Raw genomic sequence first — 22,693 nt, 5'->3', positions numbered from 1 at the left:
TGCTGTGAGCGGCGAAATCATCGGCATATTAGGCCTTGTGGTCCTGTTCGCACTTCTGGCGTTTCGCATTCCCGTCGGGCTTGCGATGGTGCTTGTCGGGATCGGCGGTAATTTCGCGCTCAGCCTGGCCTTACCCTACCTCCGGTTCGAACCATATCTCCATCAGTTCAAAAGCCTTCTGTGGAACTCCGTCGCCAATTACGATCTTTCGGTGGTTCCCCTCTTTATCCTTATGGGATATCTCGCCTCCAACGCCAATTTGAGCCGGGATCTTTTTCAGGGTGTCAACGCTTTCGTCGGGAAATATCGTGGTGGCGTGGCTATGTCGGCGATCGGCGCCTGCGCCGGCTTCGGCGCCGTCTGCGGATCGTCGCTGGCGACGGCCTCCACAATGGGCCGCGTGGCCCTGCCCGAACTTCGCCGTATGAATTACGCACCGGGGTTCGCGACCGGCGTCCTGGCGGCCGGCGGCACCCTCGGCATTCTGATCCCGCCCTCCGTCGCCCTCGTCATCTACGCGATCATTGTCGAAGCCTCGATCCTCGAGATGTTTCAGGCCGCCATTATTCCAGGTTTGATTGCCGTACTATTCTTCATTTTCGCAATTGCCGTCATTGTCCGCATCAAGCCCTCACTCGCGCCCGAAGCCGTGCCCATGCCGAAGGCGGAGCGGCGCATCGCGATCCGTCGGCTCATTCCCGTTCTTCTCATATTCGGATCGATCATCCTGGGTCTTGGTCTCGGTCTCTTTACACCCACGCCCGCCGCGGGGATCGGCGTCTTTTTGATTTTCGTATATGGCCTGTATCTCCGCCGCTTCGGTGAGGGCCTGACCGTCGCCAGGATCAAGGAATCCCTGCTTGCCACGGCTGTCACCAGCGGTATGATCTATTTCATCCTATTCGGCGCCGAGGTTCTGAAGGGATTTTTCTCGCGCGCGGGTCTTCCCGAAGCCCTGGCGAGTTGGGCGGGAAGCAGCAGCCTCGATCCTATTTCCGTCGTTATCGTGATGCTGATCGCCCTGATTATCCTCGGCTGCTTCATGGATTCACTCTCCATGATCCTGGTCGTCGTGCCGTTCCTCTGGCCGGTTCTCGTCGAGATAAATGGCGGCGATTATGTGACGGCTGCAACAGCTGCGTTCTCGATGGATCTTAACGAGCTGAAAATCTGGTTCGGTATCCTTTCCCTGATCGTTATCGAACTCGGCCTGATCACGCCGCCCGTCGGTCTCAACGTATTCATCATCAGTGCGCTGGCCGGGGACGTTAAGATGAAGGAGACCTTTAAAGGCGTCATGCCCTTCTTCGGGATCGAGCTTGTCCGCATCGCCCTGATCCTCACTTTTCCGGCGATTGCGCTGTTCGTGCCGCGTCTTCTGTCCGGTTAGGTCGCGCCTGGCGTCAACGGCCGAATCCAGGTTTTCACCGTTTCATCCCGACCGCGAATAGTCTGCACGCCATTTTCCAAGAACCCCATGTCGCGGGCAATTTCCGATCCGCCCGCGGCATCAATCAGAGCGCCGCTAACGACGACATGCGCATTCAGCTGCCGCGTCAGCGCCTCAAGGCGGCTTGCAACATTGACGACATCGCCAAGAACCGCATATTCCAGGCGCCGCTCCGATCCGATGTCACCGAGAACGACCGTGCCGTAATGAATGCCGATAGACAGGCGTATGGGCGTTAGTCCGCCCTGTTTCCGCCGTTCGTTCCATTCCTTCATGCGTTGATGCATGGCGGCGGCGCAGCGTAGCGCATTCTCCGCGTCTTCCGGCGTCGTTTCCGGCGTGCCAAACGTCGCCATCAATCCATCCCCAAGAAATTTATCCAGCGTGCCATTATTCTCGAACACGCATGCCTCCATCCGGCCATGAAACTCGCGCAGGACCTCGACAATTCTTTCCGGCGTTTCCGATTCCGCCATCTTCGTAAAGCCAACAATATCGGCAAACAGCACGGCCACCGGCTGCGCACGTACGTCGCCGAGAGGTTGGTCGCGCTCTGCCAGATTGTCGACGATATTGGGCGGAAAATGCCGCGACAGATTTGCTCGCTCTCTCGCCACACCAGCCTGACGGACAAGCAGTCTGTTCGAGCGCCAGCTATTCAGGCCAAGTATTCCCGCAACAAGGGCGAAAATCAGCACTTCCTGAATGCGTGGTTCGAAGGGAATGGAACCGGGATCGGCAAAATGCGCGATATTCGGATATCCCTCGAGGGCTGTGCGCACTTTTTCAGACAATTCGGCAATATTGTTCGGCTGGTTAATGGCCCAGAAATAGCCACCCATCCAGAGAACGGCCGTAAAGGCGGTAATTGGCAGTAGCGTCCGCCAGGAATAAGCCAGAGTTGCCGCGGCCAGCAGAATAAAAAAGTACGGGAAATTGCCATATTTGAACTGCATGGCCACCGACCATGGACGCGAATCCCAGGGATTGGGGACCACCAGAATGATTGTCATCAGCGCAAGGTCAAGCAGGATCAGAAATAACTCAATCCGCGACCGCTCGACGCGGCCGAACCTCACCTGCGCCCAACCGATCAGCAGAAAACCGGCAATCAGTATTTCGTAATACAGCACCGACCAGTGAGGGTTGAGATAAATCAGAAAGGCGGCGATGACCGCAAGGGAGACTGTTCTTGCGCGTACCGCCAACATAAGCCCCTCGCGCTTGTTCCCGTCGAGCGCTTCATAGAGAAACCTGTTGTTCTCGGGATCCGGAAGGTCGTCCCGGTGTCGCAGCCGTCGCAACCGATCGCCCAAACTCGCCTCAGTCATAGTGCCCTCCCCGTGCCGGCACGCAAGCGACGTTTCCCTTCCCAACATTCCGGGGGCCGTCGCAACAGCGATATATGCCTGTTTAATTTATCTGCCGAGCGAAATCCAGCCCTCACCCTCCGCCGGTTTCGGCAGCTTTACTTGGCATCGCTCTTGACGAGCTGGTACGAACCATCCCGGTAACTGTCAAGATGCAGTTCCATTGCCCCGAACGGCGTTTCTACTTGCATACGCACGGGCACAATTTTTCCGCCGTCAACGGGCGACCCGGCCCAAACGACGAGTTCCTGACCCGGCTTTCTTTCGTAAGTCGGGTCTGCGAGAAAGCCGCCCTTGCGGACAATATCGATCTTGCAACCGATCGCCGCACCTTCAAAAACCGAATATCGTGACGGCTTGAAAACTCGCGGCGGCTTTTCGGTCAGGATCGCGTCATACCGCCGATGGCCATCAAAAATCGGCAGTTTCACATTGCAGTCCTCCCCCTTTTCCAGCCGCTTTGTTACGGCCAGAATAGCGGTCATTGGATCAATGCTGTTGGTAAGGCTGGCGGGATCGACAGGAGTATATTTATCCGGCGGTTCCGGTCGCGAGCCGGTTTTCTGCACGGAAACCGTGCCGCTTTTCGCGTAATCCAGCGTGACGACGCGGACATTGCTGTTCCAGGTGCTTTTGTGCTGATGCTGGCGCGGGAAGAATTTATCCAGACCGATCAATCCTTCGGTCTCGCCCTCCGCAATCCAATTGATGGCCCAGTTAAAAGCCTCGTTTGTCGCCGCCGTACTGACAATTTTATACTGGTTATCGCTTTGGCTTACCCGGGCATCAATACCGCCGAGATACAGCCCGCCCACATATACCGAATAATGCAGCTCGGTTTCATTTTCCGCGGCGATCGACGGAAGCGATAGGAGAAGGGCGCCAAGCGCGAAACCCGCCTGCAGGGCGCACGAAGCTAATTTTCGGCGATTAAATAAACTAACGTTCATTGACCATCCCTATCCGCCATTCACGTGAAATGGGGTCTCATGCAGGATTAATCAAGCTTTGGCGTGGCGATGAAGGACGAAGGGAGCGTCCTGTTAGGTCATGAAGTACACGATCAGCAGGAAAATACCAAGCGCCAGCCGGTAAATGACGAACGGCGCATAGCCTGTCCTTTCGATCCAGCGCATCAGCAGGCTGATCACCATGAATGCAATGACGCAGGCGACGACCGCCGCGATAACCGCATCGAAACCGATAGTAACATTCCCCGCCACAATCAGATGATAGGTCGCGAGCGTTCCGGCGCCGAGGATGGTGGGAATGGATAGCAACATGGACAAATGCGCCCCATCGCTCCGACTGAGGCCGCGCATGCGCGCCGCCGTCATGGTAATCCCCGACCGGCTTGTCCCGGGAAGGAGCGAAATTACCTGAAACAGCCCGATGATAAGGGAATCCATTGCTGTCATCGAGCCGAGGGCCTTGGTCACGGGATATTTTCTGTCAGCCCATCCCAGCATCAGTCCAAACAGAATAGTTGTCGCGGCAACAAGAAGGATCGATCTCAGCTCGTCGTGCAGGAAATAGTACATAACGCCGCCGACAATAATGATTGGTATGCTTGCTATCAGGATTTGCCAGCCAATCCGGCGCCCTTCGGCGGCGGCGGGGCCTTTGGGTCGCAAGAAAGCCCTGACGATCACACGAATATCTTCGCGGAAATATGCCACGACCGCAATCAGGGTTCCGACGTGAACGGCGATGTCGATGCTTTGGCCCTGATCCTCCCATCCGGTCAGCGTCGGCAGGATCAACAGATGTCCGCTTGAGGAAATCGGCAAAAACTCTGTAATACCCTGAATAGCCGCTAGGACGAAAATATGAAAAAAAGGCATGCTTACCCTTCAAGGCCTCAGGAATACGGTCGCCGATTGACTGCTTTTACACCGTCACCGCTGCCATATATCTAACAAACAATACTGGGGCGTAAAAACACTTGGTCCGGGCCACTATAAAGGCCTATTGTTAAAAAAAAAGTTACAAAAAATTAAGGAGAAAACCTTGACCCATAACGTCGATCTATTCTGGTCCTTCCGAAGCCCCTATTCCTATTTGGCAATCCGCCGCATTCTAGAAATATCCAACGAGTATGACGTTAATGTGAATGTCCGGCCGGTATATCCAATTGCCGTCCGAAATCCTAATTTTTTCAAGGATATACATCCTCTATGGATTGACTATCTGATGACCGATATCCAACGGATCGGAGACATGAACGGCATTCCAATTTCCTGGCCGCGACCGGATCCTGTGGTGATGAACCGGCAAACGAAGGAAATACCATTGGAACAGCCGTATATTCACCGCCTGACCCATCTCGGGGTTGCGGCCGCAGAAACCGGCAACGGCCTTGCCTTCCTCGACAAGATTTCGGAACTAATCTGGAATGGAGAGGTGCGTGGCTGGCATGAAGGGGATCACTTGGAGAAAGCCGCGGCAAGAGCTGGGTTTGATCTGGCTCAGCTTGATGCCATGATCGAAGCCGATTTCGACGGATATGCAGCAAAAGTCGGCGAGAACCAGGCTGCACTCGAAAAAGCCGGCCATTGGGGCGTCCCTACTCTCGCCTACAAGAATGAAGCGTTTTTCGGTCAGGATCGCGTGGACGTCTGTCTCTGGCGCATGAAACAGGATGGCCTTGCAGCCCGTCCGCCGGAATGATGGCGGACGACACCGTGGCTACCGGATCACTGTCGCATTTTGAGGCATCTTGTCCTTGAAGTAGGTCATATGATAGCCGGACCCGTTCAATTCCGTTTCCGGCGCCATCGCCACATTCAGTATGATCACGAGGCCCAGGGTCGCGGCGACTGCAATTACAGCTATCTGTTGGCGATAGCTTTTCGCGACAGACAACAGTTTCGAAATAAAGGTCCGTTTAGTCGTCGAAGTACGCGCTTTACTCATATCCCTGCCCTCTTGCCTGGTCCATTCTGGCAATATGCAGGGCAATTGCGGCTGATTTTATTCAAAAAAGAGGTAAAATTTTGCTCTTTTTCGGGCAGTCAAGTCGCAAAACTGTAGGAAAGTATCTTGTAGGCAAGCTTCGCCGCGAGAAAATTCGGTGCATGAAACCCGTCGATGGGGGCCAATTCATTGATATCCGCACCGACAATTTTTCCCATTTTCGACGCGGCCCGGATAATATTAATCGCGTCGTTCCAGAATAATCCCCCCGGCTCCGGCGTGCCGGTCGCCGGCATTACCGACCCGTCAAAACCGTCAAGATCAAACGTCAGATAAATCCGCCGTCCCTTAAGTGGCGCCACGATATCTTCAACGCGCCATTTCTCACGGTCCTTGCCCCAGTGAATAGTGATGCGATGCCGATTGGCCTCCAGAAAGGGGATTTCCTCCGCCGATATATTGCGAATCCCGACGGACACGACCGGAACGGTCGGATGATCAAGTACGCGACGGATCGCGGCTGCATGTGAATAATGCTCACCGTCATACCCATCCCGTAAATCGGCGTGCGCATCGAAATGCAGAATGATCAAATCATCAAACTGCTCAAGAAAGGGTCGTATTGCACCGGGAGTGATGGAGTGCTCCCCGCCGAAGACGAGCGGGAACTTATCGTCCGCCAGCACCGCACCGGTAAGATTTGCAAGCTTGTCTATTGCCGCCTTGATATCACTGCCGTCAACAGGGGTTTCCCGCATGGTCACGACGCCGAATTCACGGAGCGGCTCCCGCCAGAGGTCTTCATCGAAAAGCTCGACCTGATGGCTGGCTTCTATCATCGCGGCGGGCCCCCTCGCGGTACCGCCGCCGTAACTGACCGAACCTTCAAGTCCGAACGGGATTATTACCGCCTTCGCCGCCGCGTAATCGACGGCCTCTAATGCGGGCAAGCCAAGGAATCCCTCTTCCGACGGGAGAATGTCAAACGGTGCTGTCATATCTTTACGTCTGACTGACGGCTAATTGAAAAGCTGCGAGAATTTACGCGGCGGACGGCTTTTCCATCCGCCCCGGTGATAGGCGTCCGACGCGAGCAGCGGGACGACGGATGACGCTTCGGCGAACACCATCTGCTCAAGGCTCGTGCTGACCTTGCCCCAGCTTGCCGCCTCTTTCAGCGTCGAGGAGGAACAGGCGCCGTCGCGGACGTCCGCCACGGATATCTGCACGGCGTATTTATGCACGTCCACCTCTTTACCCAATATTTCCGCGCAGACGACAGTGTCCTGGACGAAGTTCTTTGGCACGCCGCCGCCGATCATCAAAAGCCCCGTCGTCCCCGCCGCGATCTTAATATCGGTCAACTCCCGGAAATCCTTCACGCTGTCGATGCTGAGATGCGCATCGGGGTTCTCAACCTGATGTTTCACCAGGCCGAAACCAGCCGAACAATCGGAAAATGCCGGCACGAAAATCGGCACATCATGATCAAAACAGGTTTCGATCAGGGAGTTTTTCTTGACCGCATTGCTTTTCAGCCAGCGGCCCATCTCGCGAATGAATTCGCGCGAGGAATAGGGGCGCGGATCGAGGCTGTCGGCGATCTTCTTGATCGTTTCATCGCAATTCTGCAGCTCTTCCTCATCAATGTAGGTATCATAAATTCGGTCGATATAGAGCGCCCGCAGATCATTGTCATCGACGGAACTATCGGCCTGGTAATGGCGGAAACCCAGCGCTTCGAAAAAATCCATGTCGACGATGGAGGCGCCGGTGGACACAATCGCGTCCACCATGCCCAATTCCACCAGGTCCCGATAGACATGCATGCATCCGCCGGCGGAAGTCGAGCCCGCCAGAGTCAATATCACCGCACATTCCGGATCTTCGACGGCCATGTTGAATATCTCCGTCGCCCGCGCAAGATCGCGCGAGGTAAAAGACATTTTGCCCATGGCGTCGATGATGGGACGTGCATCAAAGCTTTTGATATCGATATGTTCGACGGTCTTCGAAAGAAGGGCCGCCTTGTCGTTGCTCGTCGAGGATTTTACCATTGTCAATTAACGCTCCTTCCAGCGGGTGGCGTTATACGATTTCAGAGGCCGCTTCGATGGCCACCATCGTTTCGGAGTAGAATCCGTTGAATTTGGTCTGCATGGCATAGCCATAGGCCCCCAAATGGCGGAAAATAATCCAGTCGCCTTCACAGACATCATCGGGCAGCGCAAGATGTTCCTTCATCTTGTCGATGCTGTCGCAAGTCGGCCCGTAAAGCTGAAAGAGCGATGTTTCCGACGGAACTTCAAGCCGACCCGCGCGATAAAGCTCGACCGGGAATGCCCAGCCCAGCTGTCCGGCGTCAAAAAGCGATCCGTAAGTACCGTCATTCAGATAGAGCGACTGCCCGCGGCGCAATTCAACCCGCACCGCGACCGCACCGCCAGCGGCCACCATGGCCCGGCCCGGTTCGCAGAAGATCTCGAGATCGCCAAAGCCGCATTCCTTGAGCGCTTTTTCGATTACATCGAAATAATCCTGAAGCGGCGCCGGTTCCATATCGGGATAAGAAATCGGAAAACCGCCGCCGACGTCTATGATATCGATCTCGACACCGCAACCATCCAGCATATTCGCAATATTGTAGATGGCATTGGCATAGGCCTCAACCTCCAGGCACTGCGAACCGACATGGAAGGTCACGCCGACCTTGTCCGCGATCTGGCGGGCATGCGTGAGGAGGAGCGGCGCCTCCATCAGGGTCGCACCAAATTTGTTATCCAGCGGATAGGCGGCCCCGACCTGCGAAACGCTCAGGCGCAGAATCAATGCAATATCTTCGGCATGGCCGGTTTCCTGCTTGATCTTGCGAAGTTCGTCCAGACTGTCGAAGGCAAAATGACGGACACCAAGCGCGTAAGCACGGGCGATCGCCTGCCGGCTTTTGACCGGATGCATGAAATAGAGCTGCGCAAAGGGCAATTCTCCGCGCAGGCTTTCAATTTCCCGGATGGAGGCGACTTCAAAATGGCGAACGCCGGCCGCCCACAACAGGCGCAGAAGCGCCGGATGCGGGTTGGCTTTCGCCGCATAAAGACATGTACCTGGGAAACCAGTTAGAAAGGCACTGGCCGCTTCCGAAATCTTGTCGATATACAGAAAGTGGACAGCATCATTCGACTGCTCGATTTCAAGAGCTGTCGCTTCGTTTTCATATCGCCGCAAACCGGCTAGGGCTTGCTCGCGATCCGCGACATAGCCCTCATAATCCTGGAGCAGTTGCAATTCTAATGTTCCACCTGTTTAGTTGTTGAAACCAAATTTTTCAGACAGCGTCAGTAGCAGAAAATTATTCGCTACGCTACAGAAAGATTCACATCTAGATGATGAATTTTTCCCGGGATTTCAAGGCCGAGCGACGAGGTTCAAATGCGGGGGGTCTTGCGGTAGTTCACCAACCCGCCATTTGGGCAAAATTATCTCGATTGTCGTTCCCGGTTTTGTCTTGTTGCTGGTGATTTTCAGCTCACCGCCGTGCAATTCGACGATGGATTTTGCAAGCGGCAATCCAAGACCGGTCCCCTCAATGGATTTGGCGACGGAATGATGTGCCCGCCCGAAGGGACGCATGACGTTCTCAATCTCTTCCTTGCTGATGCCAAATCCGCTGTCGATTACAAAAATGCTGGCGAAATCTGCCGAATCTTCCGAAATGTCAATTTCGATTTTTCCTCGTTCAGGCGTGAACTTTATCGCATTGTTGACAAGGTTGATCAGGACCTGCTTAAGCTTTCTCTCATCAGCCCGAAGCCGGATATCCAGTTTGTCCGACAGAATGAAGTCAATGGATTTCTCTTTGGCTTTGGCCTCCAGCATCGTCTTTGTCGATTTCGTGATATCCAGAAGGTTGAATTCTGTTTCCTGAAGCTCGATCGATCCCGATTCCAAACGCGAATATTCGAGAATATCATCGATCAGTGACAGCAGATGCCGACCGGAGGACTGAATGTTGTCGGCATATTCCCGGTAGCGGTCATTGGCGAGCGGACCGAATATTTCCTTCGCCAGCACTTCGGAAAAGCCGATTACCGCATTCAGCGGCGTGCGCAGCTCATGGCTCATATTGGCAAGGAAAAGGGACTTCGATCGGGTTCCCTCTTCCGCCTCCAGCTTCGCCTGGGTGAGTTCACGCTCAAACATATGCTGCGCGGTAATGTCCTGAAGGGTGCCACTGGCGCCGAGCAATTGGCCATCCTCGTCTATGATGAGGCGTCCGATCACGCGGACATATATGGTCCTCTCATCATCGTGCACGAGCCTGAACTCCGCCTCAAAGGGTTCCCGCCGTTCACTTGCCAGAAGGAAGACGGCGCGTAGCCGCTCAAGATCGTTCGCATGCACCCGTGAAATAAAATTGCTGTACCGCTGATCGACTTCCCCCGGTTCATACCCGAGTATGCGAAAGACTTCATCGGACCATTCATGTGTATTGGTAACCGCGTTGTGCACCCAGTTGCCAATATGGGCAATGGCTTGCGCCTCCTCGAGCTTCGCACGGTTTTCTTCCAGTGCTTTCTCACGATTTCGAATTTCGGTTATGTCTGTGCGGATCGAAACGGTGCCGCCATTTTTCGTCTTCGTTTCCGACAGCCGGTATACGAGGCCGTCGGCGAATTGCTGCTCAATCGGCTCGCCCGGATTCTGATGCTCCCGGATACGCGCCCTGATCCATTTTTCCTCGCGGCCGGCGGCCTCCGGCACCCGGCCCATTTCCACTAATATTCGAACGAGGTCGTTAAAGTGGGTTCCAGGCTTTACCATATGGGCGATTTCCTCGAACCGGTCTCGATAGGGCTGGTTGCAAACGAATAGGCGGTCATTTTTATCGAAAATGGCGACCGCCTCGGGCATCGATTCTATTGCATCGAGCAGTGTGGTTTCCGCCGTTTCGGCGCGCTCGATGGCCAGTTGAAGCCGCTTGTTCTGTTCACGCTGCTTTTCTTCGGAAAATTTCCGCGCCTGAATTTCACTGTTTAACTGTTCGATCGCCGGGAGCATCCTGGCAATGCCGAAGGCGATCAAAACCAGTCCCGGGAGATAGCCGGCAATCCGCCATACCTGCAGGGCTTCTTCTGTGCTGAAACCGATATTGAAAATTGATGCCTCGCCTACGAACAACGTATCGGTGAGCGAGGCAATGACGACGATGGCAAGGCCTATGTTAATAAGATCCCGCCCGATTTTGACATGAGCAAGCCGGTTCTTTCGTCTCCAGAAAACGGCGAACATTGCCGTCAGGCAGACAAGAATTGCCACTTCGCTCAGCATGTGACTGCGCCCTTGCAAACGCTGACGCACAGACTTTTGCAGGTCCTGTTCAAAATAATTTCCCGGTTCGAACCATTTTCGTTTCGGTAAGGTTACCGGGAAAGTATTGAACATCCGTTAATTCACGACTGTCCGACACAAGGGAGCATCGATTCCGGCAATGCACCGGGCGGGGGCCAAATTGACGAAAACCGCCGTTAATTTGGTGGCTACATCACGCCCAGCAATACAAGCGCGACATAAATCGTGGCAAACCACCCGACCGCGAAAGAAAGGGTGCGCAGAACCGGGATGCCAAACACGAAAATCAGAAAATGGGCAAGCCGAGCAAAGAAGAAAATCATAGCCGCCGTTGCAATCCCGGGCGTACTCATGCCCGTTACCGCCGCTATGATGACAAGTGGCGCAAATACGACCAGGTTCTCGACCGCATTGCGATGTGCCTTTATCGCTCTTTCTGCCCAGTCGGCATGTGGCGCGTCATCACTTGAAGGATTGGCCATTGCGCCCATGAGTCCGCGCACCGCAACTCTGTTCAGAATATAGGGGATCCAAAAGAGAGCCGTCATAAGAGCCGTCAACGTAAGCCACATCAAATCCGGTGTCATTTTCCCTACTCCTCTGGTGAGAATGAACGTCACGCCCGCCGGGTTCGCGGCGCAGATCAATCCGGAGTCGGAGGATGATATGGTCGCTTGCTTCCCCAACAAGCTGTTTTGATTTAACTTTAGATTGAAGATAGGATCAAGTACTATCGGGTAAGCGTATGATTGAGACAAGGAAAGAACTGGATTGACGTCGAAAATAATGATTGTAGGCGCCGGCATAGCGGGCCTTTCTCTTGCCCAGTGGCTAACAAGGTTTGGGCTTGATTTCGAAATTATAGAGAAAAATCCTGCAGAATATGCCTTTCCGTCCGGTATTATCCTTCCGTTTAACGCGGTGCGGGAGCTCAAGGATTTAGACGTTTTTGGCCACCTCGAAGGCCGGTACTTTGAAGCGAAAAACATCACCTTCAGCAAGGCGGGCGGCAAGACAATAAAAACTGCCAGCCTTTCAGAACCGCCATTTGAAAGCGACCAGTTTATCGTGCTTGAACGGCAGGATCTGAATGCCGCGCTGCTCGAAGGTTTGAAGAAGAAAGTGCGGTACAACACGGAGTTAAAGACTGTCGAGCATGGTGATGACGCGGTCAAGATAACCTGTACGAATGAACTCCTCGATGGAACATACGATCTTCTCATAGCGGCCGACGGGATGAATTCGCTTGTACGGCAAAAAAATTTCGAAGGCCAGACGACCGTAATCGATCATAACGTCGCCTGCTGGCGGTTTATCCTTCCCTATCCCGATCACGGATTGCAGCCGCTGCATATGATTGGCCAGACCGACCTCCTCATGGTCTATCCAACCAGTGAAGACGCCCTTTATTGCTACGCCCATGTCTATGACGACCAGGAAGGGCCGGGGCTGGGGCCGGACCCTAAAGATAACCTGAGAAAGATATTTGCCGGATATGGCGGACCGGCCCCTGAAATACTTGCGCGGCTGGATGATGCGGAGATAATTCCGGGGCGCTTGCAATCGGTGATCGAGCCGTGTTTTTTTGATCGCCGCATTGCGTTCGTTGGCGACGCGGCCAATGGTTGCTCCCCTCTTATACAGCAAGGGGCCGCTATGGCGCTGACGGACAGCCGCTGTCTCGCCGACACGCTGGCCATGCAGCAAATCGACCAGGCGCTCATCACCTACCAAGAACGGCTCGAGGGAAAGGTCGCGCGAGTTATCCGATATGCCGACGCGCCGCTGGCGCATCTGCGAAGCATGCAGAGCTGGATGGGGCGCAGCCTGCGGGATCTGAAAATACGGACGCTTGGCCCGCCCAATGTGCTGGCCTGGAAGAAACTTGCGACGGAGCGGCATTTCCTGTCCTGAGCGCCGATCCCTAACGTCAGTAAAAAGCCCCCTGAACACAAATTCAGGGGGCGATCACATTGAATGGATCAGGCGGCCTTCGCCTCATCCGATACGGTTATGCCGAGTTTCGACGCCACCCCTTCGGCATAGGCCGGGTCGACCTTATAGAAATGGCCAAGCTGCCGCTGGACGATCCCGTCCGGCACACCCTGCATCGCCGCGGCGATATTTGAGAACAGCCGGTCCTTCTCGCCGTCGTCAAACAGGTTGAAGAGCGCCCGCGGCTGACCATAATCGTCATTACCGTCGCGGTGGTTATACCGGTCCGCATCGCCCGAGATCCTGAGCGGCGGTTCAAGGACGCTCTGGTCCTCAGCCGGTCCGTCCATGGAGTTTGGCTCGTAATAGGCGTCCGGGTTGCCGGTATCGTTCTTAAAGAACCGCATCGCTCCGTCCATATGATATGTGTTCACCGGGACCTTCGGCGCATTGATCGGCAACGCTTCGTAATGGGTGCCGAGCCGGTGCCGATGCGCATCCGCGTAAGAAAAGACGCGCGCCTGCAGCATCTTGTCGGGACTAACCCCGATCCCCGGCACCAGGTTGGACGGGCTGAAAGCCGCCTGCTCGATCTCGGCGAAGTAATTGTCCGCGTTGCGGTTAAGTTCCATCTCGCCAACCTCGATCAGTGGATAATCACCATGCGGCCAGACCTTCGTCAGGTCGAACGGGTTATAGGGCGTCTTCTCGGCGTCGGCTTCGGGCATGATCTGCACATTCACCGACCATTTCGGGAACTCGCCGCGTTCGATGGTGCCGAACAGCTCCTCCTGATAGCTCTCGCGGGACTCGCCGACGATTTTCGTCGCTTCCTCGTTGGTGTAATGCTTGTGGCCCTGCTTGGTCTTGAAATGGAACTTGACCCAGAAACGCTCCCCGTCCTTATTCCAGAAGCTGTAGGTATGGGATCCATAGCCGTTCATATACATCGGCGCGACGGGCAATCCCCGGTCCGACATCAGGATCGTGACCTGGTGCAGGCTTTCCGGCGACAGGGACCAGAAATCCCACATCGCCGTGGCGGAGCGCATATTGGTGCGCGGATGGCGCTTCTGCGTATGGATGAAATCCGGGAACTTGAGCGGATCACGAACGAAGAAGACCGGCGTGTTATTACCGACCAGATCCCAGTTCCCCTCCTCCGTGTAGAATTTCAGCGCAAACCCGCGGACATCGCGTTCGGCATCCGCCGCGCCCTTCTCTCCGGCGACCGTCGAAAATCGCGCCAGCATCGGGATTTTCTTGCCAACCTCCGAGAAGATCTTCGCGCGGGAATATCTCGAAATATCATGGGTCACCGTGAAAGTGCCATGAGCGCCCCAGCCCTTGGCATGAACCACCCGTTCGGGGATCCGTTCGCGGTTCTGATGGGCCAGCTTTTCCAGAAGTTGGTAATCCTGCATCAACACCGGCCCCCGCGCGCCCGCCGTCAAGGAATTCTGGTTATCGCCGACCGGCCCACCGCCCGTCGTCGTCATGGTTTTCTTTTTTGACATGTCTTACCTCCTAGGAGTTACGTGGGTGGCGGAATTAGTTTCGAAATTATAATTAGAATAATTCTAAAAAATGTCAATGGGACGGTCATAAAAATTGCCGGCTGGAAGAGTATAATGATCAAGGAAACCGCCCCCCTGTTGACTGTCAAGCTAGCGCATGACGCCGGCGTTTCAACAAGGGCATGCATTTTTCGCCCGACGTCCTGCCCCCCCTTTCCGACACATAGAAAAATGAAAAATCATTTAACTTAATGGTTGACTCATAAAAACACTTCACTACATTCAACAATATGGTTGAATTAGAAACACCCCAGCTGAATTCCATCTTTCACGCCCTTGGCGATGCCACGCGTCGGAGCATGCTTCAGGTGCTTGCCGAAGGGGAGCGGACGGTCAGTCAGCTTGCCGAACCCTTCGATATGTCGCTTGCCGCCGCGTCGAAACATATCAAGGTGCTCGAAAATGCCGGCCTGATCCGCCGCGAAGTGCGCTGGCGCACCCATGTGTGCCACCTCGAACCCAGCCCTCTTGCTACTGCCCATGACTGGCTCGGTCATTACGAGAATTTCTGGACCAATCGTCTGGATATCCTAGACCGGCTGCTCCGTGACGAAGATGAACGCGCTGCGAATTCCAAGAAGGGAAATGACAAATGACGAAACACGATACCTCGGAATATGGTGTACTGGTCGAATCCGCAACCCTGCAAATCCAGCGTATGCTGCCCGGCCCCGTCGAGCGGATCTGGGCCTATCTCACGGACAGTGACAAACGCCGCCAATGGCTGGCGGCAGGCGATATGGAAATGAAGGTCGGCGCGCCTTTCGAGCTGGTCTGGCGCAACAGTGAGTTGACCAGCCCCACCGGTCAGCGCCCGCCCGCCGCCGCCGAGGAGCACCGAATGGAAAGCAAGATTACCGAGCTCGATCCGCCCCGCAAGCTATCCTTCACCTGGGGAAGCACCGGCGGCGTCACTTTCGAGCTGGAACCGCGTGGTGACAAGGTGCTGCTGACCGTCACCCATCATCGCGCCTTGGATCGCTCGACATTACTCAGTGTCAGTGCAGGCTGGCATGCGCATCTCGATGTGCTGGCCGCAGTTGCGTCCGGGAAAGATCCAACCCCCTTCTGGGACAATTTTAACAAGCTAAAACAGGAATATGACGATCGCCTGCCGACCTGAGAACCTTTGGGAACGATAGGGCACAATTATGAAAGGAGAAGACGAATGACCGCACACAGAACCGGAACACGCGAAGAATGGCTTTCCGCGCGGCTTGACCTGCTGACCGCGGAAAAGGAGCTCACTCGGAGAAATGATGAACTGGCGATGCAGCGCCAGAAACTGCCCTGGGTCCGGATAGACAAGGACTACCGGTTCGATACCGAGACCGGAGCCGTCTCCCTGAAAGAGCTATTCCAGGGACGATCCCAGCTCCTGATCTATCACTTTATGTTCGGTCCGGACTATACCGCAGGATGCCCCAGCTGCTCGGCGATCGCGGATGGCTTCAACGGAATGACTCCTCACCTTGAAAATCATGACGTGATGTTCTCGGTGGTTTCCCGTGCGCCGCTTGCGAAATTACAGGCCTATAAGGAACGCATGGGCTGGCGCTTTTCGTGGGCCTCGTCGCATGCCAGCGATTTTAATGCTGATTTCAATGTCTGGTTCAGCGAAGGACAGCAATTTGAGGACGGCATCGAATATAACTACCGGCAAGAGCCGGCTTTGCCCAGCGACATGCGGAAACCGGCAATAGACTCGCGCGTGACACCGGACGGTGCCGCGCTCGGCGCCATCGCATCCGGCACCGATGTCGCCACTTATGCGCGCGAACGGCCAGGCATGAGTGCTTTCGCACTTGAGGACGGAGTCGTCTATCATTGCTATTCCACCTATTCCCGCGGCGTGGATGCCCTTTGGGGGGCCTATCAATGGCTCGATCGCGCGCCCAAGGGACGCAATGAGACCGGCTATTGGTGGCGGCGGCATGATGAATATCCAGCCAGCTGACAGTCCGGTGTCCTCTCTTCCGGTTCATCGTCGGAAGAGGACGGCGAAAAAGCAGCCTGCACTCAACGGCGCGGCCCATTTTCTTAGCCTTGCTGCCGCGCCAACTTTCGCCGGCATGGCGCTGCTCACTTGCCTTCAGGACGTGGATCCGTCTGTAGTCATCTGCGCCGCGGGAGAGCTCTCATCGCCGCTGGACGGAATGACAATCATGTATCTGCTGATGAGCGCCGTTCATCTGACGCCCTGGCTGAAGACAATCGCCAGAAAACAGCCGCTCCGCCGACGCTCCCAATAGGGATCATAAATATGTCCCCTTGACCCTCAAGCGGAATTCGCAAATCATGTCTTGATAATATTCTTCTTGAATAGGCTTGGGAATGCGTTTTGGAAAATTGCGCCTGCTCCTGATATTGCTTCCGGCCCTCTGGATACCGGCCGCCTTGTCTCAGGAGAAAGTCGAGGTCGGGCTGGAACTCGTCCTTCTTGCCGACGCGACAGGATCGATTGACGATGCGGAAATCATGTTTCAACGTCAGGGATATGCCAAGGCGATTACCAATCCCGATGTTATTTCGGCAATTACGAGCTCGATTTACGGACGCATCGCGGTTACCTATGTCGAGTGGGGAGATGCGGCATCACAGGACGTGGTGGTCAGCTGGCAAATCATCGACAGTGCAGAAGCCGCCGAGAAATTTGCCAATGACCTTCTGGTGCCGCCAAGACGGGCATTCGGGTTCAACGCCATTGGCTCCGCACTTCTGTTCGCCAAGGACCTCATTGAAAAGAACGAGATTTGGAGTTTCCGGCGCGTAATCGATATTTCCGCGGACAGCGCCAACAATTGGAGCGGTCCTCCCATCGAGGCGGCCCGCGATGCCGTCGTCGCCGCCGACATCACGATTAACGGGCTCGCGGTTCTCTGCCGTTACTGCTCCGGCCGGCCCAACAGCTATGATCTCGAGGCCGCCTTCGAACAATTGATTATCGGTGGCAACGGCGCCTTCGTCGTCACGGCGGACAATACGGATACCTTCGCGAACGCTGTACGAAAAAAGCTCATCCTGGAGATTGCCGACGGCCGGGACGGAGGGAATCCGAACAGAAAATGATCCAGGTTCAATCGGCAACGCTTCCTTCCGGCGCGACCCGGTATGCCGGGACCGCATACAACCGCAGAAAACTGCTAACCGCATGTTCCACACGATCATGAAGTTCTTCGCGCGAGGGCGTCTCGTCCACGCCGAGCAATGCACGAAGCTGAACGCGGCCACTCAGCATCCCGACGAATAGCTCGGCGGCGCGGTCCGGCTGCATAACCGCAAGCCGCCCCCGTGTCGTCTCCCAGGTAAAATAGTCCGCCAAAACACCTATCAAGCGCCCCGACCCGACACGGTATAGTTCATTTCCGAGTTCGGGAAAGCGTCCACTCTCCGCGACGATCAGGCGGTACAGCGCAAGCGATGATGGACCCAACATAAGGGTCAGAAATTCGCTTCCAAATGAGCGAAGCAACTGTTCGGGCGTCAACTTGGCCGATTCTTCCAAATCCAGCGGCGCCATCAGGCTATTCGTCATATCCATGATGATCGCTTTGAAGAGATCTTCTTTGTTGCGGAAGTGATTGTAAATGGTCTGTTTCGATACCTTGGCTTCGGCAGCGATCAAATCCATGCTCGCCTGTTCAAAACCGAGGCGAAGGAAAACAGAGCGTCCAGCATTGCGAATAGCTCGCAATTTCCGTTCGGAATGGCGGGAATTAGGGGTCTTGCTGATCACGACCAATTGACAAGTACCTTTATCCGAATAAGCTATAATGGACTGAGCGGTCCAATCTTTGAATGTGGTGAGACTATTGTCAATGCGTCGATCGGTTTATCGTGGACTTCTGGTGATCCTGATTTTCGCTGTTGCCGGCGGCGCTTATCATATCATCAACAAAAATGGCGTATTTTCTGCTGTTGAGCAGTCTGCCAATGCCTCGTCGACACCGAAAGAGCGCATCCATACTGTCGAGGCCGTATCGGTGACGGTCGACACGGTATTGGAGACAATCAGCGCCGTCGGAACGCTGATGGCGAATGAATCGGTTGTTGTCTCCCCTGAAATTGCCGGCCGGATCGCCAAGCTGCCTTTTGTCGAGGGAGATTCGATCAAAAAAGGCGACGTCCTCGTAAAACTTGATGACGACATCCTGCAAGCGGACCTGAGGAAGGCGGTTTCCGATTTGACTCTGGCCGAATCCAACCGCGAACGGGCGATGACCCTTGCGAAGCAGGGGACGGGAACCCTGCGGGCAAAAGATGAGGCGATCGCCGCCTTTGACGTCGCACAGGCGAATGTCGCTCTCTCTAAAAGCCGGCTTGCAAAGGCAACCATAACGTCGCCGCTCACCGGGAAAGTCGGCATCCGTTCCGTCAGCGCCGGTGTTTACGTCAGCCCCGGCGACCGTATCGTCGAGGTGGCAGAAATTGATCCGATAAAAGTTGACTTCCGGGTTCCGGAACTTGCGCTTCCAAATCTGCAGGTCGGCCAGTCGATAAAGGTGACGGTCGACGCCTTTCCGGGCCGCAATTTCGACGGCGAAATCTTTGTGATCGATCCAATTATTGACGCCAATGGACGAGCCATCAGGTTGCAGGCCCATATACCCAACAAGGATGGCACCTTGTTGCCCGGCCTTTTTGCGCGCGTGCAGATTGTCACGGAAAAGCGAGACATGGCGACCCTCATCCCGGAAGCCGCTGTGTTTGCGAACGGTCAATCGCGCTTTGTCTATCGTATGGTCGACGGGCGTGCCGTGCAGACAGAAATAACGCTGGGGCTGCGCCGGCCGGGCATGGTTGAGGTGGTCGATGGCTTGCCCGCAGACGCCGTCGTCGTCACCGCCGGCCATCAGAAAATCCGCGATGGCAGCCTGATCACCATCGCGAACGGCGGAACGGGAGCCTGATATGGGTTTCCTGGAATTCTTTATCCGCAGGCCCGTTTTCGCGACGGTAATGAGCCTTATTATCATTCTGATCGGCATTGTCTCCTATTCACGTCTGACCGTCCGGGAATATCCGAATATTGATGAACCCATTGTTTCCGTCAGAACGAATTACCTCGGCGCAAGCGCCGAAATTATCGAAAGCCAGGTGACGCAGGTTCTCGAAAGCTCGATTGCCGGGATCGAAGGCATCGAAACCATGACATCCAGCAGCAAACCGGAGGAAAGCCGGATAACGGTGCGCTTTCAACTGGGGACCGACCCGGATGTCGCGGCCAGCGATGTGCGGGACCGGGTGTCACGCGTCCGCGGCAGGCTCCCCAACGAAATTGAAGAACCGATCATTGCGAAAGTGGAGGCCGATGCGCAAGCTATCGTCTACATCGCTTTCACCAGCGACCGTCACGACCCAATCGAGATTTCCGATTATGCCGACCGGTTCGTTCGCGACCGACTCCAGAATATCCCGGGTGTCGCGGAAGTCCGCATTTTCGGTGAACGGCGCTATGCCATGCGTATTTGGCTTGACCGGGCGCGCCTGGCCGCATTCAACCTGACGGTGGCCGACGTAGAAAACGCCCTGCGTCAGCAGAATGTCGAAGTCCCGTCGGGCCGCATAGAAAGCTACGATCGGGAATTCACCGTATTATCCCGCACCGGCCTTGTGACGCCGGAGCAGTTCGAGCGCGTGATCCTTCAGGATCTTGAAGGATACTCCGTCCGTCTTCGCGACGTGGCAAAGGTGGAAATCGGTCCGCAGGATGAGCGACGCATTACTCGCTTCAATGGGGAAAGCGCCGTTATCCTTGGTATTGTCAAGCAGGCGACAGCCAACCCACTCGACGTCTCGCGCGCAATGCGGGAGGTAATGCCAGAACTGACCCGCGATCTTCCGCCGGGTATGAATGTTACCATCGCCTACGATAAATCGATCTTCATCGACCGATCCATTGACGCCGTTTATACGACAATCGCGGAGGCGGTCGCACTGGTTGTCATCTTTATCTTCCTTTTCCTGAGAACCTTCCGTGCGACGATGATACCCCTCGTTACTATACCGGTATCGCTAATCGGTGGCTTCGCACTGATGGATATCATGGGCTTTTCCATCAATACGCTTACACTTCTTTCGATGGTGCTGGCGATTGGCCTGGTCGTCGACGACGCGATCGTTGTTCTTGAAAACATTCACCGCCATATCGAGAACGGGATAAAACCCCTGCAGGCGGCCATCCGTGGCATCCGCGAGATTTCAAGCGCTGTCCTCGCCATGACCCTAACGCTCGCCGCTGTGTATGCGCCGGTTGCCTTCGCGCCGGGACGAACAGGTAAACTGTTTGCGGAATTTGCGCTGACGCTGGCCGGTGCCGTGCTCGTTTCCGGCCTTGTCGCGCTCACCCTCAGTCCCATGATGTGTGCGCTCCTGCTGAGGGACCATGAAAAACACGGCAAGGTTTACAACGCCTTCGAGAAAGCCTTTTCATCGCTTAACCGCGGCTATCGAAATATGCTCGTCGCGACGCTCAATCTCCGTCCACTTATCGTCCTTCTTGTCATTCTTGTCGCGGGCTCGAGCTATTTCCTGTTTACCAGCCTCAAGTCGGAACTCGCCCCGATTGAGGACAGGGGGGTGCTTTTCACCGCCGGCAGCGCCCCGGAAGGGGCGACGATTGAATTTACCAGTCAGTATATTGACGACTTCGAAAATCTTCTGGAGGCCATTCCGGAGGTGCAGCATGCCTTCGTTATCGTCGGGTCACGCGCGGTGAACGAACTCATTTCCTTCTCTCAGCTCATTCCCTGGGAGGATCGGGAGCGCACGCAGATGGAAATACTCGGCGAACTGCAGCCGGAACTATCGAAAGTTACGGGCGTTCGCGCCTTCGGGAACAATCCCGGATCCTTTGGCCAAAGTGCCCGGAACAAACCAATTGAATTTGTTATTCAGACCTCTGACAGCTATGAGCAATTGGAAGAATATGTCGACCTGCTTCTGGCCGAGGCCGAAAAATTCCCGGGACTCATCAATCTCGACAGTGACCTCCGTCTCAACACGCCTCAAATCGAAGTCGACCTTGACCGCGAACGCGTCGCCGACACAAGGGCGGGCGTCCTGACTGTTGGTCGAACCCTTGAAACCCTGCTCGGCGGACGGCAGGTGACGCGGTTTAACCAGAACGGGGAACAATATGACGTCATTGTTCAGGTGGCGCCCGACGACCGGAGAACTCCCAATGACCTGAATGATATCTACGTTCGGGGTCTGAACGGCGCAATGATCCAGCTTTCCAATCTGGTAACGGTTCGCGAGACCGTGGCGCCGAAGGAATTGAACCGTTTCAACCAGTTCCGGGCGGCTACGATTACTGGCAATATCGCGCCCGGCTATTCACTGGGAGAGGGCCTTGATTTCCTCGAAACCGCCGCGCGGACAGTTCTGCCGACGACGGTGCGTTACGATTTTTCCGGCGAATCCAGAGAGTTTAAGGATGCCGGAAGCAGCCTGTTGTTTGTCTTCCTGCTGGCGCTCGCATTTATCTTCCTTGTGCTGGCGGCCCAGTTCGAGAGTTTTGCCGATCCCCTGATCATCATGCTGACTGTTCCGCTCTCGATGACCGGCGCACTTCTCGCGCTCAACCTTACCGGAGGGACACTGAACATCTATAGCCAGATCGGTCTCGTCACCCTCATCGGGCTGATCAGCAAGCACGGCATCCTCATCGTGCAGTTTGCCAACAGTCTTCAGGACCAGGGATATAATCTAAGGGACGCGGTGGTTGAAGCGGCCGTTCTCCGCCTGCGGCCGATCCTGATGACGACCAGTGCGATGGTGGCCGGCGCGATTCCCCTGGCAACCGCCATGGGGGCCGGCGCGCAGAGCCGGCAGGAAATCGGCTGGGTGATCGTCGGCGGCATGACATTCGGGACGCTCCTCACCCTGTTCGTGGTTCCCGCCGCCTACACCTTCCTTGCACGGGACCGCGCGAAAGCAAGAACATCCGAGGACAGCGAAACCGGAGCTCTCCAAAGCCCGGCGGAATAAAGAAACTATTGCCAGAGAAAATGATTGGTTGCGGGGGCAGGATTTGAACCTGCGACCTTCAGGTTATGAGCCTGACGAGCTACCGGGCTGCTCCACCCCGCGGT

Annotated in this window: 21 protein-coding genes and 1 tRNA gene; 10 read left to right on the top strand and 12 right to left on the bottom strand. The window is 55.4% G+C overall.

What is annotated here, in order from left to right; genetic code table 11:
* Positions 1 to 4 precede the first annotated feature (4 nt).
* The gene (locus tag GQF03_RS09375) at positions 5 to 1,390 is read left to right on the top strand and encodes a TRAP transporter large permease subunit (RefSeq protein WP_161339009.1); all 1,386 of its coding nucleotides are present in this window, start codon (positions 5 to 7) and stop codon (positions 1,388 to 1,390) included.
* Here the strand turns inward: GQF03_RS09375 and GQF03_RS09370 are convergent.
* The 3 genes from GQF03_RS09370 to GQF03_RS09360 form a co-directional block, all read right to left on the bottom strand.
* Positions 1,387 to 2,781 carry an adenylate/guanylate cyclase domain-containing protein gene (locus GQF03_RS09370; RefSeq protein ID WP_161339008.1) on the bottom strand — a complete coding sequence of 465 codons (1,395 nt, stop codon included), beginning with the start codon at positions 2,779 to 2,781 and terminating at the stop codon, positions 1,387 to 1,389. The two genes, GQF03_RS09375 and GQF03_RS09370, sit on opposite strands and share 4 nt — an antisense overlap.
* Before the next feature lie 137 nt (positions 2,782 to 2,918).
* The gene (locus GQF03_RS09365; RefSeq protein WP_161339007.1) at positions 2,919 to 3,770 is read right to left on the bottom strand and encodes a DUF3108 domain-containing protein; all 852 of its coding nucleotides are present in this window, start codon (positions 3,768 to 3,770) and stop codon (positions 2,919 to 2,921) included.
* 93 nt (positions 3,771 to 3,863) lie between these two features.
* Positions 3,864 to 4,664 (bottom strand): undecaprenyl-diphosphate phosphatase, encoded by an 801-nt coding sequence (locus GQF03_RS09360; RefSeq protein WP_161339006.1) that lies wholly within the window; start codon positions 4,662 to 4,664, stop codon positions 3,864 to 3,866.
* Positions 4,665 to 4,830: 166 nt separating this feature from the next.
* Between GQF03_RS09360 and GQF03_RS09355 the strand changes: the two genes are divergently transcribed.
* Complete coding sequence (locus tag GQF03_RS09355; RefSeq protein WP_161339005.1) at positions 4,831 to 5,490, top strand: 2-hydroxychromene-2-carboxylate isomerase; 660 nt, start codon at positions 4,831 to 4,833, stop codon at positions 5,488 to 5,490.
* Positions 5,491 to 5,508: 18 nt separating this feature from the next.
* Here GQF03_RS09355 and GQF03_RS09350 read toward each other — a convergent pair whose 3' ends face one another.
* The 6 genes from GQF03_RS09350 to GQF03_RS09325 form a co-directional block, all read right to left on the bottom strand.
* Positions 5,509 to 5,736 (bottom strand): hypothetical protein, encoded by a 228-nt coding sequence (locus GQF03_RS09350; RefSeq protein WP_161339004.1) that lies wholly within the window; start codon positions 5,734 to 5,736, stop codon positions 5,509 to 5,511.
* Positions 5,737 to 5,834: 98 nt separating this feature from the next.
* On the bottom strand, positions 5,835 to 6,734 hold the full coding sequence (gene speB / locus GQF03_RS09345; RefSeq protein ID WP_161339003.1) for an agmatinase: 900 nt from the start codon (positions 6,732 to 6,734) through the stop codon (positions 5,835 to 5,837).
* 21 nt (positions 6,735 to 6,755) lie between these two features.
* Positions 6,756 to 7,793 (bottom strand): 1,9-bis(guanidino)-5-aza-nonane synthase, encoded by a 1,038-nt coding sequence (locus tag GQF03_RS09340; RefSeq protein WP_161339417.1) that lies wholly within the window; start codon positions 7,791 to 7,793, stop codon positions 6,756 to 6,758.
* A 31-nt stretch (positions 7,794 to 7,824) separates the two neighbouring features.
* Positions 7,825 to 9,021 carry a type III PLP-dependent enzyme gene (locus tag GQF03_RS09335; RefSeq protein WP_161339002.1) on the bottom strand — a complete coding sequence of 399 codons (1,197 nt, stop codon included), beginning with the start codon at positions 9,019 to 9,021 and terminating at the stop codon, positions 7,825 to 7,827.
* 120 nt (positions 9,022 to 9,141) lie between these two features.
* Complete coding sequence (locus tag GQF03_RS09330) at positions 9,142 to 11,064, bottom strand: PAS domain-containing sensor histidine kinase (protein ID WP_161339001.1); 1,923 nt, start codon at positions 11,062 to 11,064, stop codon at positions 9,142 to 9,144.
* A 209-nt stretch (positions 11,065 to 11,273) separates the two neighbouring features.
* Entirely contained in the window at positions 11,274 to 11,672 is a 399-nt protein-coding gene (locus GQF03_RS09325) for an MAPEG family protein (RefSeq protein ID WP_161339000.1), read from the bottom strand.
* Between the two features lie 184 nt (positions 11,673 to 11,856).
* Between GQF03_RS09325 and GQF03_RS09320 the strand changes: the two genes are divergently transcribed.
* Positions 11,857 to 12,999, top strand: coding sequence for an FAD-dependent oxidoreductase (locus GQF03_RS09320; protein ID WP_161338999.1), 1,143 nt, complete (start codon positions 11,857 to 11,859; stop codon positions 12,997 to 12,999).
* Positions 13,000 to 13,067: 68 nt separating this feature from the next.
* Here the strand turns inward: GQF03_RS09320 and GQF03_RS09315 are convergent, their stop codons facing one another.
* Positions 13,068 to 14,537 (bottom strand): catalase, encoded by a 1,470-nt coding sequence (locus GQF03_RS09315; RefSeq protein WP_161338998.1) that lies wholly within the window; start codon positions 14,535 to 14,537, stop codon positions 13,068 to 13,070.
* Between the two features lie 290 nt (positions 14,538 to 14,827).
* On the opposite strand from GQF03_RS09315, the gene GQF03_RS09310 reads away from it, so the two are divergent.
* The 5 genes from GQF03_RS09310 to GQF03_RS09290 all read left to right on the top strand — a co-directional run bounded on the left by GQF03_RS09310 (position 14,828) and on the right by GQF03_RS09290 (position 17,666).
* On the top strand, positions 14,828 to 15,193 hold the full coding sequence (locus GQF03_RS09310; RefSeq protein WP_161338997.1) for an ArsR/SmtB family transcription factor: 366 nt from the start codon (positions 14,828 to 14,830) through the stop codon (positions 15,191 to 15,193).
* The gene (locus GQF03_RS09305; RefSeq protein WP_161338996.1) at positions 15,190 to 15,720 is read left to right on the top strand and encodes an SRPBCC family protein; all 531 of its coding nucleotides are present in this window, start codon (positions 15,190 to 15,192) and stop codon (positions 15,718 to 15,720) included. The genes GQF03_RS09310 and GQF03_RS09305 overlap by 4 nt, the downstream gene beginning before the upstream one ends.
* A gap of 45 nt (positions 15,721 to 15,765) precedes the next feature.
* Positions 15,766 to 16,554 carry a DUF899 domain-containing protein gene (locus GQF03_RS09300; RefSeq protein ID WP_161338995.1) on the top strand — a complete coding sequence of 263 codons (789 nt, stop codon included), beginning with the start codon at positions 15,766 to 15,768 and terminating at the stop codon, positions 16,552 to 16,554.
* Positions 16,505 to 16,849, top strand: a complete 345-nt coding sequence (locus GQF03_RS18760; protein WP_206376199.1) for a hypothetical protein — start codon at positions 16,505 to 16,507, stop codon at positions 16,847 to 16,849. Before GQF03_RS09300 ends, GQF03_RS18760 begins: the two co-directional genes overlap by 50 nt.
* Positions 16,850 to 16,931: 82 nt before the next feature.
* On the top strand, positions 16,932 to 17,666 hold the full coding sequence (locus GQF03_RS09290) for a DUF1194 domain-containing protein (protein ID WP_161338994.1): 735 nt from the start codon (positions 16,932 to 16,934) through the stop codon (positions 17,664 to 17,666).
* Positions 17,667 to 17,673: 7 nt separating this feature from the next.
* Here GQF03_RS09290 and GQF03_RS09285 read toward each other — a convergent pair whose 3' ends face one another.
* Positions 17,674 to 18,333 (bottom strand): TetR/AcrR family transcriptional regulator C-terminal domain-containing protein, encoded by a 660-nt coding sequence (locus GQF03_RS09285; protein WP_170078511.1) that lies wholly within the window; start codon positions 18,331 to 18,333, stop codon positions 17,674 to 17,676.
* Between the two features lie 82 nt (positions 18,334 to 18,415).
* Here GQF03_RS09285 and GQF03_RS09280 point away from each other — a divergent pair, with 82 nt between their 5' ends.
* Both GQF03_RS09280 and GQF03_RS09275 read left to right on the top strand, forming a co-directional pair.
* The gene (locus tag GQF03_RS09280) at positions 18,416 to 19,507 is read left to right on the top strand and encodes an efflux RND transporter periplasmic adaptor subunit (protein ID WP_161338992.1); all 1,092 of its coding nucleotides are present in this window, start codon (positions 18,416 to 18,418) and stop codon (positions 19,505 to 19,507) included.
* 1 nt (position 19,508) lies between these two features.
* Positions 19,509 to 22,589, top strand: a complete 3,081-nt coding sequence (locus GQF03_RS09275) for an efflux RND transporter permease subunit (RefSeq protein WP_161338991.1) — start codon at positions 19,509 to 19,511, stop codon at positions 22,587 to 22,589.
* Positions 22,590 to 22,614: 25 nt separating this feature from the next.
* Here the strand turns inward: GQF03_RS09275 and GQF03_RS09270 are convergent.
* Positions 22,615 to 22,691 (bottom strand) — tRNA-Met (locus GQF03_RS09270).
* Between the last annotated feature and the right edge of the window lie 2 nt (positions 22,692 to 22,693).

This window comes from Sneathiella chungangensis (genome assembly GCF_009882935.1).
Lineage (GTDB): Bacteria > Pseudomonadota > Alphaproteobacteria > Sneathiellales > Sneathiellaceae > Sneathiella > Sneathiella chungangensis.
The sequence above is the reverse complement of the archived record's forward strand: the minus strand, read 5'-3'. Positions and strand labels throughout refer to the sequence as shown.

Excerpts from the sequence above, each read along its gene's own strand:
- GQF03_RS09370 (WP_161339008.1), bottom strand. The coding sequence starts at position 2,781 with ATGACTGAGGCGAGTTTGGGCGATCGGTTGCGACGGCTGCGACACCGG.
- GQF03_RS09365 (WP_161339007.1), bottom strand. The coding sequence starts at position 3,770 with ATGAACGTTAGTTTATTTAATCGCCGAAAATTAGCTTCGTGCGCCCTG.
- GQF03_RS09360 (WP_161339006.1), bottom strand. The coding sequence starts at position 4,664 with ATGCCTTTTTTTCATATTTTCGTCCTAGCGGCTATTCAGGGTATTACA.
- GQF03_RS09350 (WP_161339004.1), bottom strand. The coding sequence starts at position 5,736 with ATGAGTAAAGCGCGTACTTCGACGACTAAACGGACCTTTATTTCGAAA.
- speB (WP_161339003.1), bottom strand. The coding sequence starts at position 6,734 with ATGACAGCACCGTTTGACATTCTCCCGTCGGAAGAGGGATTCCTTGGC.
- GQF03_RS09340 (WP_161339417.1), bottom strand. The coding sequence starts at position 7,793 with ATGGTAAAATCCTCGACGAGCAACGACAAGGCGGCCCTTCTTTCGAAG.
- GQF03_RS09330 (WP_161339001.1), bottom strand. The coding sequence starts at position 11,064 with ATGCTGAGCGAAGTGGCAATTCTTGTCTGCCTGACGGCAATGTTCGCC.
- GQF03_RS09325 (WP_161339000.1), bottom strand. The coding sequence starts at position 11,672 with ATGACACCGGATTTGATGTGGCTTACGTTGACGGCTCTTATGACGGCT.
- GQF03_RS09315 (WP_161338998.1), bottom strand. The coding sequence starts at position 14,537 with ATGTCAAAAAAGAAAACCATGACGACGACGGGCGGTGGGCCGGTCGGC.
- GQF03_RS09310 (WP_161338997.1), top strand. The coding sequence starts at position 14,828 with ATGGTTGAATTAGAAACACCCCAGCTGAATTCCATCTTTCACGCCCTT.
- GQF03_RS09305 (WP_161338996.1), top strand. The coding sequence starts at position 15,190 with ATGACGAAACACGATACCTCGGAATATGGTGTACTGGTCGAATCCGCA.
- GQF03_RS09300 (WP_161338995.1), top strand. The coding sequence starts at position 15,766 with ATGACCGCACACAGAACCGGAACACGCGAAGAATGGCTTTCCGCGCGG.
- GQF03_RS18760 (WP_206376199.1), top strand. The coding sequence starts at position 16,505 with ATGAGACCGGCTATTGGTGGCGGCGGCATGATGAATATCCAGCCAGCT.
- GQF03_RS09290 (WP_161338994.1), top strand. The coding sequence starts at position 16,932 with ATGCGTTTTGGAAAATTGCGCCTGCTCCTGATATTGCTTCCGGCCCTC.
- GQF03_RS09280 (WP_161338992.1), top strand. The coding sequence starts at position 18,416 with ATGCGTCGATCGGTTTATCGTGGACTTCTGGTGATCCTGATTTTCGCT.
- GQF03_RS09275 (WP_161338991.1), top strand. The coding sequence starts at position 19,509 with ATGGGTTTCCTGGAATTCTTTATCCGCAGGCCCGTTTTCGCGACGGTA.